The sequence below is a fragment of the Blautia sp. St.27G3 genome (genome assembly GCF_059728505.1).
Window position 1 is genome coordinate 467,444 of the sequence record NZ_BAAGFO010000002.1, and the last position, 15,458, is coordinate 482,901.

General features: G+C 47.6%; 13 protein-coding genes and 1 other RNA gene. 1 reads left to right on the forward strand and 13 read right to left on the reverse strand.

The genetic code is table 11. The features are described 5' to 3' along the window. Positions 1 to 15 precede the first annotated feature (15 nt). From AC6I2O_RS11810 to AC6I2O_RS11830, 5 genes are all read right to left on the reverse strand, one after another. A complete protein-coding gene (locus tag AC6I2O_RS11810; protein ID WP_497742741.1) occupies positions 16 to 873 on the reverse strand; it encodes an ABC transporter permease in 858 nt (285 codons plus the stop codon). A 14-nt stretch (positions 874 to 887) separates the two neighbouring features. Further along, on the reverse strand, positions 888 to 1,823 hold the full coding sequence (locus AC6I2O_RS11815) for an ABC transporter permease (protein WP_497742742.1): 936 nt from the start codon (positions 1,821 to 1,823) through the stop codon (positions 888 to 890). A gap of 42 nt (positions 1,824 to 1,865) precedes the next feature. After that, positions 1,866 to 3,368 (reverse strand): ABC transporter substrate-binding protein, encoded by a 1,503-nt coding sequence (locus AC6I2O_RS11820; RefSeq protein WP_497742743.1) that lies wholly within the window; start codon positions 3,366 to 3,368, stop codon positions 1,866 to 1,868. A gap of 106 nt (positions 3,369 to 3,474) precedes the next feature. After that, on the reverse strand, positions 3,475 to 4,209 hold the full coding sequence (locus tag AC6I2O_RS11825; protein ID WP_120392280.1) for an ABC transporter permease: 735 nt from the start codon (positions 4,207 to 4,209) through the stop codon (positions 3,475 to 3,477). Next, complete coding sequence (locus tag AC6I2O_RS11830; protein ID WP_497742744.1) at positions 4,181 to 5,164, reverse strand: ABC transporter substrate-binding protein; 984 nt, start codon at positions 5,162 to 5,164, stop codon at positions 4,181 to 4,183. Before AC6I2O_RS11830 ends, AC6I2O_RS11825 begins: the two co-directional genes overlap by 29 nt. Positions 5,165 to 5,294: 130 nt before the next feature. Here AC6I2O_RS11830 and ssrA point away from each other — a divergent pair. Next, positions 5,295 to 5,634: a transfer-messenger RNA gene (ssrA, locus tag AC6I2O_RS11835) on the forward strand. Between the two features lie 141 nt (positions 5,635 to 5,775). Here the strand turns inward: ssrA and smpB are convergent. The 8 genes from smpB to AC6I2O_RS11875 form a co-directional block, all read right to left on the reverse strand. After that, positions 5,776 to 6,243 carry an SsrA-binding protein SmpB gene (gene smpB / locus AC6I2O_RS11840; RefSeq protein WP_120392281.1) on the reverse strand — a complete coding sequence of 156 codons (468 nt, stop codon included), beginning with the start codon at positions 6,241 to 6,243 and terminating at the stop codon, positions 5,776 to 5,778. Between the two features lie 70 nt (positions 6,244 to 6,313). Beyond that, the gene (rnr, locus tag AC6I2O_RS11845) at positions 6,314 to 8,506 is read right to left on the reverse strand and encodes a ribonuclease R (protein WP_120392282.1); all 2,193 of its coding nucleotides are present in this window, start codon (positions 8,504 to 8,506) and stop codon (positions 6,314 to 6,316) included. 134 nt (positions 8,507 to 8,640) lie between these two features. After that, positions 8,641 to 8,868: a preprotein translocase subunit SecG gene (gene secG, locus AC6I2O_RS11850; RefSeq protein ID WP_120392283.1), complete on the reverse strand. Its 228-nt coding sequence runs from the start codon at positions 8,866 to 8,868 to the stop codon at positions 8,641 to 8,643. 57 nt (positions 8,869 to 8,925) lie between these two features. Then, positions 8,926 to 10,254, reverse strand: coding sequence for a phosphopyruvate hydratase (eno, locus tag AC6I2O_RS11855; RefSeq protein WP_120392284.1), 1,329 nt, complete (start codon positions 10,252 to 10,254; stop codon positions 8,926 to 8,928). A gap of 300 nt (positions 10,255 to 10,554) precedes the next feature. Further along, on the reverse strand, positions 10,555 to 12,006 hold the full coding sequence (locus AC6I2O_RS11860) for a S1C family serine protease (protein WP_120392285.1): 1,452 nt from the start codon (positions 12,004 to 12,006) through the stop codon (positions 10,555 to 10,557). Positions 12,007 to 12,291: 285 nt separating this feature from the next. Further along, positions 12,292 to 13,833, reverse strand: a complete 1,542-nt coding sequence (gene gpmI / locus AC6I2O_RS11865) for a 2,3-bisphosphoglycerate-independent phosphoglycerate mutase (protein ID WP_120392287.1) — start codon at positions 13,831 to 13,833, stop codon at positions 12,292 to 12,294. A gap of 2 nt (positions 13,834 to 13,835) precedes the next feature. Next, on the reverse strand, positions 13,836 to 14,057 hold the full coding sequence (locus AC6I2O_RS11870; RefSeq protein ID WP_120392288.1) for a hypothetical protein: 222 nt from the start codon (positions 14,055 to 14,057) through the stop codon (positions 13,836 to 13,838). After that, entirely contained in the window at positions 14,039 to 15,415 is a 1,377-nt protein-coding gene (locus AC6I2O_RS11875) for a GH25 family lysozyme (RefSeq protein WP_120392289.1), read from the reverse strand. The genes AC6I2O_RS11870 and AC6I2O_RS11875 overlap by 19 nt, the downstream gene beginning before the upstream one ends. Between the last annotated feature and the right edge of the window lie 43 nt (positions 15,416 to 15,458).

Genomic DNA, 15,458 nt, shown 5'->3' on the forward strand with positions numbered 1-15,458 from the left:
CGCTTTCCCCCTTCTCTACTGTCCGCTTCTCGGATCCAGAGCATCTCTGACTCCGTCTCCCATCAGATTCATAGCCAGAGCCGAAAGCGCAATTGCAATCCCCGGTATAATGATCAGATGCGGGTATGTACGGATGAACTCTCTTCCCTCATTCAGCATCGCGCCCCATTCCGGAGCCGGCGGCTGAATGCCAAGCCCCAGGAAACTGAGCGCTGCAATGGACAGAATGGTATTTGACAGGGACATTGCCGCCTCTACAATAATAATTCCCAGCGCATTCGGAAGGACATGCGTAACTGCAATCTTCCGCGTCGACATCCCGGATATTCTGGCTGCGTCAATAAAATCCTGCCCTACCACAGACAGTACAAATGAACGGATAACCCGGATATAACCAACAGACATCCGGATGCACATTGCGAGCATCAGATTTCGGATGCCGCTTCCCATGGCCGCCACAAGCGCCAAAGTCAGAAGAAATCCCGGAATACAGCTGATCACATCAATCAGACGCATGACAAGATTATCAATCCTTCCGCCTGTCAGTGCGAGCAGGCTTCCGGCAATTCCTCCGACCAGCACAGAAATAGCCACAACCAGAAAGCTCACCCCAAGCGAAACACGTGCACCGTGGATGATTCTGGCAAAAATATCCCGGCCAAGCTGATCTGTTCCAAACCAGTGCGCCGCACTTGGCGACTGAAGCCGTTCCACAATATTCTGCGTGGTCACTTTATCGTAGCTGCAGATCACATCTGCAAACAGCGCTGCCAGAATAAAAACCACCGCAACTGCAAAGCCAAACACAGCAGCCTTATTGCGTGAAAATTTCCGGCAGAAATCCGCAGCCTTCTCACCTCTTCTTTTTCTCATGTCCATCCACCGCCTTACCCTTTTTTCAGATAAATCTGCCTGATTCTCGGGTCAATACCGGCCACCACAATATCCGCAAGCAGAATAAAAATGCAGTAAATCAAGGACAGAAGAATGGTACAGGCCATCACAATCGGCACATCCTTCGCCTTTATAGCCGTCAGCAGCAGATTTCCAATGCCGGGGATGGAAAAGATATTTTCCACCACCACTGTTCCGCCAAGAGACACGCCAAACGAAGTAATCAGCGTCGAAATAATCGGAAGCAGGGCATTTTTAAACGTATGCTTCCAGATGACCTTTGCACGCGGAAGCCCTTTCGCACGCGCCGTACGTACGTAATCCTGACTGATACAATCCAACATTGACGTTCTGGTCAGCCTTGACATAATCGCCGCCTCTGGCAGCGCCGTAACAAGCACAGGCATTATGTAATTGCGGAATGAGCCAATCCCACTCGTGGGAAGGATTTTCCAGTGCAGCGAAAACAGCAGGATCATCATAAGCCCAAGCCAGAACTGTGGGATCGAAGCAAGCAGCATGGATACGAACGTCCCCCCGAAGTCCAGCGGAGAATTCTGATGGATCGCTGAAAAAAGCCCCAGCGGGATACCAATCAGATAAGCAACAATGCTCCCCGCAAATGCCAGCTTCAGGGTATATGGAAAGCAGGCTGCAATCTCCTCACTTACCGGACGCATAGAACGGTAGGAAATTCCAAAATCTCCGTGCATCAAATCCCCGATATAACTTACCAGCCGCACCAGAAACGGGCGGTCCACCCCCAGCCTGTGATTATAGGCCGCCACATCCTCTGCCTTCGCTCCCATGCCCAGAATCATACGTCCCGGGTCTCCCGGAAGCAGGGACATGATAAAAAACACAAGGAATGTGACGCCAAGAACGATCGGAATCATCATCACCAGCCGTTTTGCAATATATTTATTCATCTCAGAAAACATCCCTCTTCTTTATTGAGTGTGCCGTCAATCCTATTCCCAGCTGAAGTCTTTAAAACAGTAGAACATGCCGTTCGGGTCCACATAGGTATTCTGCAAACCAGTGCGGTATACAATATTTCCTGATTTTACAACCAGAGGAATCTCATTTGCAGTTGCCATGATCTCCTGCAGCAAGGAACAGCACAGTTCCGTGCGCTTCTGAGTATCTGTCTCTGCCATAATCGCATCCAGCTGCCCATCATATCTTCCATCACTCCATGCAGACGCGCTCCATACATTTGCAGAATAATAAGCGCTATACAGAGACTCACTCAAATCCGGAGTAATCTCAGAGCCTGCCTGATAAATAATCTCAAAATTGCCGTTCAGCCAGTCCTCACTCTGTGACCCGATATCCATGGATTCAATATTCGCGGTAATTCCGATCTCTGCGAGATTCTGCTGAATCACCTGCGGAACAATATCGCCGTAATTATCGCTCGTCTTGATTGTCACCGTGATATCGCTGCCTGCATATTCGCTTGCCGCCAGATATTCTTTTGCTTTCTCCGGATCATAGCTGTACGTATAGTCCTCGCCGTCATAATAAAGGAAATCTTCGAAAGAACCGGTTGCAACCGTTCCTGTTCCATCAAATCCGACTACATTTACCGCGTCACGGTCAATTGCACATGCGATTGCCTTTCTGACATTTTCATCTGCCGTCACGCCGTTTTGCACATTTAAAACCAATCCTGCCTGGCTGTGTGACGGCGCCGTCTGTACAGTCAGTTCCTCATTTCCCTCTACCAGTGCAAAATCAGAGGCAGACAGGTTCAGCATAAAGTCATTCTCGCCGTTTTCCAGAGAAATCAGCGCCGTTGAACTGTCCGTGATAATGTTGAAATTGAGATATTCGATCGGGGCCTTGCCGCCGCCATAATTCTCAAACGCCTCAAATTGAATCTGGCTTCCTTTTACCCATTCCTTCAGCTGGTATGCACCGGAACCGTTCGGCTTCAGGAACGCATCGTCTCCATTTTCCTCACAGTAGGATTTACACAAAATCCCCATTCCCGGAGAAGCCAGGCTGGAGAAAATACTCTCACAGATTCTGGTCAGTTTTATTTCTACCGTGTTTTCATCCAGCGCTGTGACAGACGCAAACTTTGATGCAGTAGACGGCGACTCCTCACAGCGTCTGTTGATACTGTAAACAACATCCTCTGCCGTCAGCTTCTCTCCATTCTGGAAATAGGTATCCGGCCTCAGATGAAACGTATAAGTGAGCTTGTCCTCGCTCGCCTCCCAGCTCTCTGCAAGCTGCGGAACCGGCTCGCCGTCAATATAATACACCAGACGCTCATAAATCTGATACAGACTCATAATATCTGAGTATGTATTCGTAACACCTGGGTTAAACTGGCTTGCATCATCGGTAACAACAACATTCAGAGTATCATTTCCTGCCGCTTCCCCTGCAATCGCCATGCCTGGTACGGTAAGTGTCAGAGCTGCCGCTCCGGCTGCTAATAAATATAAACTTTTTTTCATAAGTAATACCTCCCAAAAAATCAGACTTACAGATCAAATCCGTTAGTCCGATTTTACCAAAACGCTTTCTTAATGTAAAGAACTAATTTATTCACTCATGAAAGCCTTAAATCTGTGTTTTCCGCAAAACCCAGAGAAAAGTTTTTTCAGTAAATACGCTCAGTACAATAATAACCAGTGTCCATGCGAACAAGCTGTCTGTATTCAGGTAGATTTTTGACAGATACAGATGCTCTCCGATCGTATAGGACGGTACCCCGATGATTTCTGCCGCCACTCCTGCTTTCCAGCTCATCCCGACCGCAATTTTCCCGCCGCCCAGAAGAAACGGCCAAACCGCCGGACGGTAAATATACAGAAACCTGCTGCGAAGAGGCATCCGGAAGACCTCTGCCATCTGAAGCATAGCCGGGTCCGCGTGTGTAATCCCTTCCCCAATATTCGTGTACAAAATCGGAAACGCCATGAAAAATACGACTGCCACCGACAGATACCTCGAACCAACCAAAATCAGAAATAAAACAACCAAAGATGCCATTGGCACAGACTTTTGCAGCGTTACAACCGGTTCCAGCAAAGCCCCGAGTACTGGAAAAACGGCGGTCAGTACTGCCAGCAAAGCCGCTGCCGCAAAAGCTGCGAGAAAACCTCCCATAATGCACAGAAACGACCGTGCAATTGAAATCCAGAAACTGCTGCTCCCAGCCTGATCAATTAGCGCTCTCATCATATCCACTGGCCCCACAAAAACAATCGAATCCTTCCAGATCAGAGCAGCAATCTGCCAGTTCAGAAGCCAGAAAAGAACCGCACTAATTTTTATTTTCTTTCCCGTTTTCATTATAATAAAAATCCTCTCCCGGAATAGTTCCGCCGATGGAATCGGGATTCTGTTCCATTAGCACCTGCAGATAACCGGTCAGCGCTTCCTGCATATCTTTTCCATCCAGATATGTAATGTTGCATTTTGGAATTGCCATCTCCGCTGCCTCTGCCTGTTCCATAATCCCGTAGGACACAGTCAGCCGCGCTGTCTCCGCCGGATTTTCATTTACAAATGCTGCCGACGCCTCATGCGCTTCCAAAAACTGCTCCACTAGTTCCGGGTTTGCCTGTGCAAAGTCCTTTTTCACAACCGTGACCCCTGTCACCAGCGTGCCCGTTCCAACCGCATCCCATTCCTTAGTCAGATCAGACAGTACCATATTCTTATTTCCGCTTTTCGCACATGCAACCGTTGCAAAGGGCTGCGGAAGCACTGCAATCGCCGACGGTTCCTGTGCGAGCACCGAAACCACCTCTGTGGCCTCGGATTTAAATTCCACCGTAACATCCTCTTCCGCCAGACCATTTGCCTCCAGAAGATACCTCAGTACATATTCCGGTGTTTGCCCTTTTCCGGTCATATAAACCGTGTTTCCCTGCAGATCTGCCACGGAGCGGATATCCTCACGGCCGGTCACAAGATAAAGTACGCCCAGTGTATTAATATCCGCCACCTGAACATTTCCCTCTGTCTTATGATACAGAATACTTGCCATATTCGCCGGTATCAGAGCAAAATCAATTTCTCCCTTTATAAACTTTGCAGAGAGCTCATCAGCGGCCGTCATCATCTCAAACGTAAAATTCGGTTCCTCCGCCTCTTTCTCCTTCTCCATAAACGAAAGAAGCCCCATAGAAGTCGGCCCCTTCAAAGACCCGACGCGTCCGGCCTCCCCTGCAACAGCAGCATTTCCCAAAAGCAGCGCCATGCAAAATGTTGCCTGCCATACAGATATCATCCTTTTTTTCATGATAATCACCTCTCTGTTTTTGTTCCTTTTCTTTTTTAGACAATTCATTGTAGACGCCCGCTTCTTAAAAGTCAAGAAACATCCTCCTTGACAAAACCATCCGTAACGCATATGATAGAACAGTAATCCCGGGGTAGTAAAGGTTTCGACGGGGGTTATGAAGCTGGAGAAGCTATCCGCAGGTGATGCGTCAAATCACAAACCTAAATATAAACGCTGAAGACAATTTAGCAATCGCTGCCTAATGGCAGCTGTCTGACTTAGAGCACCTGCACTTTAAGACCCAGGCATCGACTATGCAGGAAACGACGTATGCTAAGCTTTGCACATGCGGGCGTATCATGAAGCTACTAAAAGCAGAAGGATGTCTGTTTCCGTCTGCCGGAGGGAATGTCAAACAACCGACTATGATAGTAGAAGGACAGTGAATTGGCTTTCGGACACGAGTTCGATTCTCGTCTACTCCATACAAAAATATCCCCGACAGAACGGTTTTTCCAAAACCAACTCTTCTGTCGGGGATATTTTTTATACTTTTTTACCAGAACTGCACATCTCAAAAAAGAGGGGAATGGTTGCCTGGAAATTTTGTTCGCCCTCTTTCCTCCAATTTAATAAAGATTCTTCACCTTAAACTCTTTCTCTGCCTCGCGCCGCTGATCTTTTTTCGCAATGTCCTGACGTTTATCATAAAGCTTTTTCCCTCTTGCCAGACCGATCTCCACCTTGGCAAGACTTCCTTTAAAGTAAACCTGAAGCGGCACCAGCGTATACCCCTTCTCGGCAATTTTTCCGGTAATCTTATTGATCTCCGCTTTGTGCATCAGAAGCTTCCGAACACGCAGCGGGTCCTTATTGAAAATATTTCCTTTCTCATAAGGGCTGATATGCATGCCGTAGATAAACACCTCTCCATTCTCAATGCGGAGGAAGGATTCTTTGACGCTGCACTTTCCCATACGCAGGGATTTTACTTCTGTTCCATGCAGGGAAATGCCTGCCTCATATTTATCTTCAATAAAATAATCGTGGTACGCTTTTTTATTATTTGCAATCAGTTTGGTCGACGATATTCCCATACTTTTCCCCTCTCTTTTCTAAATAATACCACTTCTGTGAATCTAATTCAGCTTTTTCGGCCTATCACTTTTACAAAGCCATCTCAAAATCTACGGTCTTTGTTGTCTTGTCCGCATCCAGAACGCGAACCCGCACCGTATCGCCCAGACGGTAAACACGCCCCGTGTCAATGCCATACATCTCATACGTCTCTTCTCTGTAATAATACCGGTCATCGTACATGCGGCTGACATGAATCAATCCTTCCACTGTGTTCGGCAGTTCAGCGTACATGCCATAAGACATAATTCCGGAAATCACTGCATCAAACTCTTCCCCGATGTGTTCCATCATATACTCCGCTTTTTTCAGCTTGATCGTCTCACGCTCCGCCTCATCTGCACGGCGTTCCAGTTTGCTGCAGCTTTCCGCCACCTGCGGCAAAATCTCCTGGTAATGATCTGTTTTCGCCTGATTCATTCTCCCGCGCAGTACTTCTTTGATAATACGATGAATCTGCAAATCCGGATACCGTCTGATCGGAGACGTAAAATGACAGTAATGTGGCGCAGCCAGTCCGAAGTGGCCGACATCCTCCGTCGTATAACGCGCCTGCTTCATCGAGCGCAGCGTCAGTCTGCTGATCATCATCTCCTCCGGCGTATCTGCAATCCGCGCAAGAAGCTTCTGTAACTCCTTCGGGTGAATCTCATCGGAAATTCCCTTCATCCCGTACCCAAAGCTTGCGATAAAAGAGGCCAGCTTCTGAAGCTTCTCCTCCTCCGGCGCCTCATGTGTCCGGTACAGAAATGGAATCTCCTGCCAGTAAAAATACTGTGCAACTGTTTCATTCGCTGCCAGCATAAACTCTTCAATGATCTGCGTTGCCGTATTTGCAGTGTAAGCCTTTATCTCAAGCGGAACTCCGTTTGCGTCGAGCACCACCTTTGCCTCCGGGAAATTAAAATCAATTGAGCCACGTTTTCTGCGGCGCGCACGAAGCATCCTCATCAGCTGCTCCATATCCAATAGCATGGGGAGCACGTCTCCATACTCTTTCTGAAGCTCCTCTTCCTTCTGAAGCTCCTGTAGCTTATCTTCATGATGTTTCTGAACATTCTGTGCCTGCCCGTTTTGATGCGTTTCCAGAATTCCAAGTACCTCCGAATAGGACATCCGCCGGTTCACACAAATCACCGACTCGCAGATTTCATGATCTACAATTTTCCCATTCTGGTCAAGCCTCATCAGACAGCTGAGCGCCAAACGGTCCACTCCCGCATTCAGTGAACAAATCCCGTTTGACAGCCTGTGCGGCAGCATCGGAATCACCCGGTCTGCAAGGTAAACGCTTGTCCCCCGATGAAGCGCCTCCCGGTCAAGGGCACTTTTTTCCTGCACATAATTGGCCACGTCCGCAATATGCACGCCGAGCTCATAAAAATCTCCGTTCTTAGTCAGAGAAACGGCATCATCCAAATCCTTTGCATCCTCGCCGTCAATCGTCACCATAAGGACATCCCGCAAGTCTTTTCTTCCCGCGCAGTCTGCCTCCGTCACTTCTTCCGGTGTTCTTTCTGCCTGACGCATCACTTTTTCTGGAAATTCATTCGGCAGTTCATACTCATACACAACAGAAAGAATATCCGTACCAGGGTCATTTACATGCCCGATGATCTCCTTTACCTTACCTTCCGGATTTTTTCCTTTCTCTCCGTATGACGTAAGCTCCACCAGCACCTTATGCCCGTCCATTGCTCCTTTGCTGAATTCCTGCGGCACAAAAATATCTGAAGTGATCCGTCTGTTATCCGGCAGCACAAATCCATAACTCTTCGCCTTCTGATACGTTCCGATCAGCTCATGCACACCATGTTCCAGAATTTTTACAACAGTGCCCTCGCTTCGTCCTTCCTCTGGATTTCTCAGAATCGCCACCTGTACCATATCCCGGTGCATGGCTCCTCCTGACGCATCCTCTGGAATAAAAATATCGCTTTCCCTTCCTTCTACCTCCACAAAGCCGTAGCCTTTCGGATGCGCAATATACGTACCCTCCACAAATTTCCGGCAAGCCTTCCGGTATTTTCCTTTGGAAGTCAACTCCACCTTTCCATCCACAATCAGTGCATCCAGAACTTCCTTCAAATCCTGCCGCTTCTCCCGCGGAACATTGAGAAAGATTGCAATTTCTTTTATTTTCATCGGAAAATACTGCTTGTCACAGATCATCTCATAAAGCACCTTTTTCCGCCGTTCAAACTGTTCCCTTGTCTCTGTCATATCCTTCCTTTCCAAGCATGGTTCTGGTATCAAAAAATGTCTCAAATATCTCAAAAAGGCTGTGTTTTTCAGTCATGCCTTTCTGATTCACAGAAAAAGAAAGGACTGGTGCTATCGCATCAGTCCTCTGTCTCTTAAAAGTTCAGGTTCAAAATTGCTGCAATCACAATAAACAGCACTGCCAGCAGTGTTGTAAACTTAACGAGCCTGCCCTCCATGGAACGTGATTTATTCTTACCCCAGTAGGTATCTCCGATTCCACCGATCGCTCCAAGGCCTGCGTCTTTTCCCTGCTGTGCCAGAACAATCACAGTCAATGCAATACATACTAATATAAAAATAATCGTTAAAAATATCCTCACAGTAAACTACACCTCCTATGTCAAACAAGCTAAGTTTACCACAGGATATAGCAGATTTCAACTGTTTTTTTCGCAAAAAAGACACTTATTTCCAAAAGGATTTTCATATTTGGCAAAAAAGCCGACTGCATCCTCAATCCGAAGAAGCTGGTTATATTTTGCCACCCGCTCACTGCGGCAGGGTGCGCCCGTCTTGATCTGTCCTGCTGCTACTGCAACCGCAATATCTGCAATCGTCGTATCCTCTGTCTCGCCGGAACGATGGGAAATTACAGTCCTGTAACCGTTTCGATGTGCCAGCTCAATTGCATCAAAGGCCTCCGTCAGTGTACCGATCTGATTCACTTTAATCAAAATCGCATTTCCAGCTCCCAGATCAATTCCTTTTTGCAGACGCTCCGAATTGGTCACAAACAGATCGTCTCCCACAAGCTGCACATGGCTTCCAAGTCGGCTGGTCAGCGTCTGCCAGCCTTCCCAGTCATTCTCATCCAATCCGTCCTCAATCGAGGCAATCGGAAACTGGCGGCAGAGTTCCTCCAGATAAGCGATCATCTCCTCTGTGCTCCGATACACGTCCGTGCCTTTCATTTTACTTTCTCCCGGGAAGAAATACGTTTTTTTCTCCTCGTCATAAAGCTCGCTTGCCGCCGCATCCAGCGCAATGACAATATCACGTCCCATCTGATAACCGGCTTTTTCTACGGCATCCGATATCAAATACAAAACAGCCGCCGCATCCTCCAGGTCCGGAGCAAAACCGCCCTCGTCTCCAACCCCGGTGGAAAGACCGCGGCTTTTGAGCATACCCTTTAACGTATGATAAATTTCCGCGCAGATCTGCAATCCGTGTGCAAAGCTGTCTGCCTTTACCGGCATAATCATAAATTCCTGTAAATCCACGGTGTTATCCGCATGGCAGCCTCCGTTTAAAATATTCATCATCGGTACCGGCAACCTGTGTGCGTGCATACCGCCGAGATACCGAAAAAGCGGCAGGTCCAAAGAGCGTGCGGCTGCCGACGCTGCTGCCATGGAAACGCTCAGAATCCCGTTTGCCCCGAGCCTTTTTTTATTCTTTGTTCCGTCTTCGCGGCATAAAATCCGGTCAATGGCAGCCTGATTGTACACATTCTCACCAATAATGGCATCTGCAAGTACGGTATTTACATAATGGCAGGTTTGTTCCACACCTTTTCCTAGATAACGCTCCTGACCATCTCTCAACTCCACAGCCTCGTACTGGCCAGTGGAAGCGCCGGACGGCACTGCTGCCCTTCCGACGCTTCCGTCTTCTGTCATAATTTCTGCTTCCACGGTAGGATTTCCTCTGGAATCCAGAATCTCCCGTGCATAAACATCTGTAATGGGCATATAATTACACATTTTGCAAAACCTCCTGCGTTCTATTCAGTTCATCTTGAAATAGTATTTCCCATATCATATTTTTCAGTCTGGCAATTCCTGCACAAATTTTTATACAACAATTTTCCTACACGGTCATATCACCCAAAATTGTGATGACACGTTTAAACCCTGTACATTCTCCCTGCTCCAAAGGTATTCGTAACCTTCATCTGTCAGAATCATCTGTCTCGCAAAAACAAAAAGGGTGAGAAGGTTTGACCTCTCACCCAGTATCCTTAAAGAGCATATTGTTTCAAATACAGTAATCTGAACAATTGACTAGAAAATTCCATTTTCTCCATTGCCGAACATAAATCCTTCCAGGCCCGGGAAATTGAATTCCGGTATCTCTTCATTTTGCGGAATGTCATTGTCATTGTTATTCTGATCGTCGGCGCCCTGCTCTTCTTCTGCTTCTGTCTGTACGCCGACTCCTTCCTGCAGCGTCACTTCCACTTCACGGCTCACATACTCGCCGTTATTTGCCGTCTGCACTTCAAGCGTCACCGTCTCGCCTACCGCAAAGTAGCTGATCTTGTCAATCAGTTCGTCCTTGTCAGTTATCGTATCGCCGTCAAATTTTGTAATGACATCACCCTTTTTAATTCCTGCTTTTTCTGCTGCTGAGTCCTCGCTCACCTCATAGACAAACGCACCCTCCGGCATACTGTACAGCTCCTTGGCATCTGAGGAAACATCAACCACCGTTGCACCCAGATAGCCTCGTTCTGCATTGCTCTTCAGATCTCTTGTCTCTTTATTGATCAGATTTTCAAGAACCGGAATCGCAGTATCAATCGGAATGGAATAGCCCATGCCCTCTGAACCGTCTCCAGCTTCCTTGGCCACATTGATACCGATCACCTGACCCTTTGCATTCAGGAGTGCTCCGCCGCTGTTTCCAAAATTAATAGATGCATCTGTCACAAACAGTTCTTTTGAAAAATTGTCAATTGTAACCTCGCGGTCTTTTGCACTGATGATTCCGCTGGTAACACTCTGTCCGTATCCAAGTGCATTGCCGATGGCAATCGCTGCCTCTCCTACTTTTGTTTTTTCAGAGCTGCCAAGCGATGCGATTTTCAACTGGCTTCTGACCTCATCCGGGATATCTTCCAGCTTAACTGCTAGCACAGCCAGTTCATACCCTTTATCCATACCTTTGATCTTGGCAGGAACCACGAGATCAGCCGGGTCCTCAGCATCTACGGTAAAGCAGACTGACATCTCTGTCGCATTCACCACCACATGACTGTTCGTCGCAATCAGAAGCTCATCATCATTCTGTGCAACGATGATACCGGAACCTGCCCCTTTCACCTCATATTTCTGAGTACCATAATAATACATCTGTACTTCTTCCACGCCTTTTGTATCAATCGCAACAATCGACGGCATACAGTTCTCCACGATATCTGAAACGTCTGTTGTCACAATCGCTGTATCTCCCGTCTCAACGTTTTCAATTTTATTGAAAGACTTCTTTGGCTGCTCTGTCTGTGCCTCTGTTTCCTCTTCTGCATCCTCCTGTGTCTCTTCTTCAACATCACGGTCTGCAATATTCAGGGAAACCTCCTGCTTCTCCTCTGCCTGCACATTGCCCTTGTAAAGGAATGCCCCTGCACCTGCTGCGCTTCCTGTAATAAGCAGCCCGGCCATAAAAATCATACCGTAACGCTTCCATGCATTCATTTTACACTTCTCATCTTTTTTATCTCTAAATCCATTCATGAAGAAATCCCCTTTCTGTCTTCCGTTCTTCTTTTGATGTTCCTACTATATCGTTCTTTTGTGTCCGAAATGTGAAAAACCCGTAGCAATTTTGTGTCTTTCTTATCAAAACCAAAATTTGCGACGCACTGATTCACCGTGCCAGACTCCAGCCGCATTTTCCAGATTCCGTACAGAAACAAAGGCTGCTTACCGGAAATAATTTCCAGTCAGCAGCCGTGTTCTCAAACACCATTTCAATTTTTACTTTTACGTTTTTATTTCTCGATTTTTATTTTTCGATTTTTATTTCTCAATCAAAAGTGATTCTCCTGTCATCTCAGCAGGCTTCTCCATGCCCATCAGCTCGATCAGCGTCGGAACAATATCCGCCAGACGTCCGCCTTCCTTCAGCGTATACTTCTCGTCACAGTTCACAAGGATGAACGGAACCGGATTTGTCGTATGAGCCGTGAACGGAGCACCTGTCTCGTAGTCAACGAGCTGCTCTGCATTGCCGTGGTCCGCACAGATAAACATCTGGCCGCCGGTCTGTTTTACAGCTTCAACGACTTTGCCCACGCACTCGTCAATCGCCTCAATTGCCTTAACCGCAGCTTCCATCACACCGGTATGGCCTACCATATCCGGATTAGCAAAATTCGTAATCACCACATCATACTTGCCGGATGTGACTGCATCCACTACCTTATCGCAGACTGCATATACGCTCATTTCCGGCTGAAGATCGTAGGTGGCTACCTTCGGAGAGTTTACAAGAATCCTGTCCTCTCCCTCGTTTGGTGCTTCCACGCCGCCGTTAAAGAAGAATGTTACATGGGCATATTTTTCTGTCTCGGCAATTCTTGCCTGCTTCAGCCCGTGCGCAGCCAGATACTCGCCAAAGGTATTCGTCACAGAAACCTTCGGGAAAGCGATTGTCTTATTCGGAATCGTCACATCGTACTCTGTGAAGCATACATATACCACCTGTCTGCGCGCACCGCGCTCAAAACCTGCAAAATCATCACAGCAAAAAGCACGTGTGATCTCTCTTGCACGGTCCGGACGGAAATTAAAGAAAATTACAGAATCATGATCCTGAATCGTTGCAGTCGGCGCGCCATCTTTCATCACAACGGTCGGAACAACAAACTCATCCGTCACATCCTTTGCATAAGACTGCGCAACTGCTTCCACACCGGAAGTAGCCTGCTCGCCTTCTCCATAAGCCAGCGCGCGATATGCCTTTTCCACACGGTCCCAGCGGTTGTCACGGTCCATTACATAATAACGCCCCATTACAGTTGCAATCTCGCCAACGCCGATCTCCTGCATCTGATCAGCAAGAGCCTGCACATAATCTTTTCCGGATGCCGGAGGTGTGTCACGGCCATCCAGGAAACAGTGTACATAAACTTTTTCAAGACCATAACGCTTTGCCATCTCAAGCAGCGCATACAGATGCGTATTATGGCTGTGCACGCCGCCGTCAGACAGAAGGCCATACATGTGAAGACTGGAATCATGCTCCTTTGCATTTTCCATTGCTCGTTTCAGCTCTGCATTTTCAAAGAAATCGCCGTCTTCGATCGCCTTTGTAATTCTGGTCAGATCCTGGTACACAATTCTGCCTGCGCCCATATTCAGATGGCCTACCTCAGAATTACCCATCTGTCCATCCGGGAGTCCGACTGCCAGACCGCTGGCATTTCCCTTTACAAACGGACACGTTGCCATCAATTCATCCATCACCGGTCTGTTTGCCTGTGCAATCGCATTTCCGTCCTTTCTGTCATTTAATCCATATCCGTCAAGAATCATTAAAACTGTTGGTCTCTTGCTCATTGTCATTCTCCTTGCTCATCTATTTTTTCATTGAAACGGGCAATACAGAAATCTTTTCCGATTCCGGTAAATTCTGCCGCCCTTCCTGCTGCCGCGTACAGTATACCATTCCTAATTCTGAATTGCAACGCGATTTTGCCGCTCCCAATCAGCAGGCTATCCGGACGCCTTACGCAACACGCCCGAGCTGCTGTTTTTCTGTCCCCTATTTTCGGTTTTTGCATACGCCGTCCGAACCGATCCGATATCTGCCGATTTTGCAGTTCTTTCTCATCTCTCCCGTCTTTTTATGGAAATAATACCATTTTTTATTAATTCTCTTCCACCCCGTCTGCCTTACGCCGGAAGAATTCATATAGTAGCGCTTTCCATTTACTTTCAGCCAGCCCTGTACCATACGTCCATTTTTGGATCTGAAGTAATAGTACTTGCCTTTTATCTTCACCCAGCCCTTACACATCCGACCATTCTTCGGATTCATATAATACCGGGTCTTCCCAAACGCCAGCCAGCCCTTCTGGACAATTCCTTTTTTATTCAGATAATACTTCCGTTCTCCCACTGTGAGCCAGCCCGTTACCCGAGCGCCCGTAGCGGGGTCCAGGTAATACATATTCCCTTTTTCCTTATGCCAGCCTGTCTTCATGGAGCCCGGATTTTTCGTTTTCCAGAAATAATAATATTTCCCGCCGATCTTTTTCCATCCTGTCACACGATAGCCATTGGAATTAAAATAATACGTCTTGCCGTCGATCACCCGGAAAGCATCCGTCACCTTCTGTCCGTTCTCATCCAGATAACAGTAGTATTTCCCCTCCTGCCGCCAGCCATACGTCTCTTTCGGCAATCGAAAAGCCGGCGTCGTCCGTGGTGCGACAATCTTCGTATAATCCTTATAACTGTAATCCAGGTCTACGTCCCCGGCTATACCGGCCACCCTTCCCGTGCTGCTGTACTGCCACATGGAAACCGGCTCGAACACCGGCTCGCCTTTCCATCGCGCCACCCATTTGTCATACTTTGTCAGGCGCGACAAATCCATACTGTACGTCAGCCAGCTCTCGCTCGCATATATCATCGGATAGTACCCTGCTTTCTCGATTACCTCCAAAAATGCGATCGTAATATCTGTCCGCTGCTGCGTCGTCATAACTCTGTGAATATTATCTTCAATATCAAAAGCCACCGGATAAGAGATACGATATCCATCTATCTGCTCCAGCACAAAATCGGCCTCGCGACGCGCTTCTTCTTCGTTATGCGCCTCAGAGTACAGATAAACGCCAACTTCGATTCCCTGTGCCAACGCATTCTGGATATTGTATTCAAACTTCGGATCGGGAATTCCCTTCCCATCCCGGTACCTTCCAATCCCCAGCATGACAAAACTGACGCCGTCCTCCTTCACCTTCGCCCAGTCAACGTCTCCCTGCCATCTTGACACATCAATCCCCTTGACCACCGGCTCCGGCAGCGCCGCGCGCGCACTCTGCCCCACAAACAAAACCAGTACTGCAAGGAAAATCCCTGTCAACACTGGCATCCAAACTAAATTCTTTTTTTCTCCCCTGCCTGCTTGCATCTTTTCCCCCTGATTTTTATTTTTGATACGGAGCAACTGCAAA

Excerpts from the sequence above, each read along its gene's own strand:
- AC6I2O_RS11810 (WP_497742741.1), bottom strand. The coding sequence starts at position 873 with ATGAGAAAAAGAAGAGGTGAGAAGGCTGCGGATTTCTGCCGGAAATTT.
- AC6I2O_RS11815 (WP_497742742.1), bottom strand. The coding sequence starts at position 1,823 with ATGAATAAATATATTGCAAAACGGCTGGTGATGATGATTCCGATCGTT.
- AC6I2O_RS11820 (WP_497742743.1), bottom strand. The coding sequence starts at position 3,368 with ATGAAAAAAAGTTTATATTTATTAGCAGCCGGAGCGGCAGCTCTGACA.
- AC6I2O_RS11825 (WP_120392280.1), bottom strand. The coding sequence starts at position 4,209 with ATGAAAACGGGAAAGAAAATAAAAATTAGTGCGGTTCTTTTCTGGCTT.
- AC6I2O_RS11830 (WP_497742744.1), bottom strand. The coding sequence starts at position 5,164 with ATGAAAAAAAGGATGATATCTGTATGGCAGGCAACATTTTGCATGGCG.
- smpB (WP_120392281.1), bottom strand. The coding sequence starts at position 6,243 with ATGGGAATATCGTCGACCAAACTGATTGCAAATAATAAAAAAGCGTAC.
- rnr (WP_120392282.1), bottom strand. The coding sequence starts at position 8,506 with ATGACAGAGACAAGGGAACAGTTTGAACGGCGGAAAAAGGTGCTTTAT.
- eno (WP_120392284.1), bottom strand. The coding sequence starts at position 10,254 with ATGTGTAATTATATGCCCATTACAGATGTTTATGCACGGGAGATTCTG.
- AC6I2O_RS11860 (WP_120392285.1), bottom strand. The coding sequence starts at position 12,006 with ATGAATGGATTTAGAGATAAAAAAGATGAGAAGTGTAAAATGAATGCA.
- gpmI (WP_120392287.1), bottom strand. The coding sequence starts at position 13,833 with ATGAGCAAGAGACCAACAGTTTTAATGATTCTTGACGGATATGGATTA.
- AC6I2O_RS11870 (WP_120392288.1), bottom strand. The coding sequence starts at position 14,057 with ATGCAAAAACCGAAAATAGGGGACAGAAAAACAGCAGCTCGGGCGTGT.
- AC6I2O_RS11875 (WP_120392289.1), bottom strand. The coding sequence starts at position 15,415 with ATGCAAGCAGGCAGGGGAGAAAAAAAGAATTTAGTTTGGATGCCAGTG.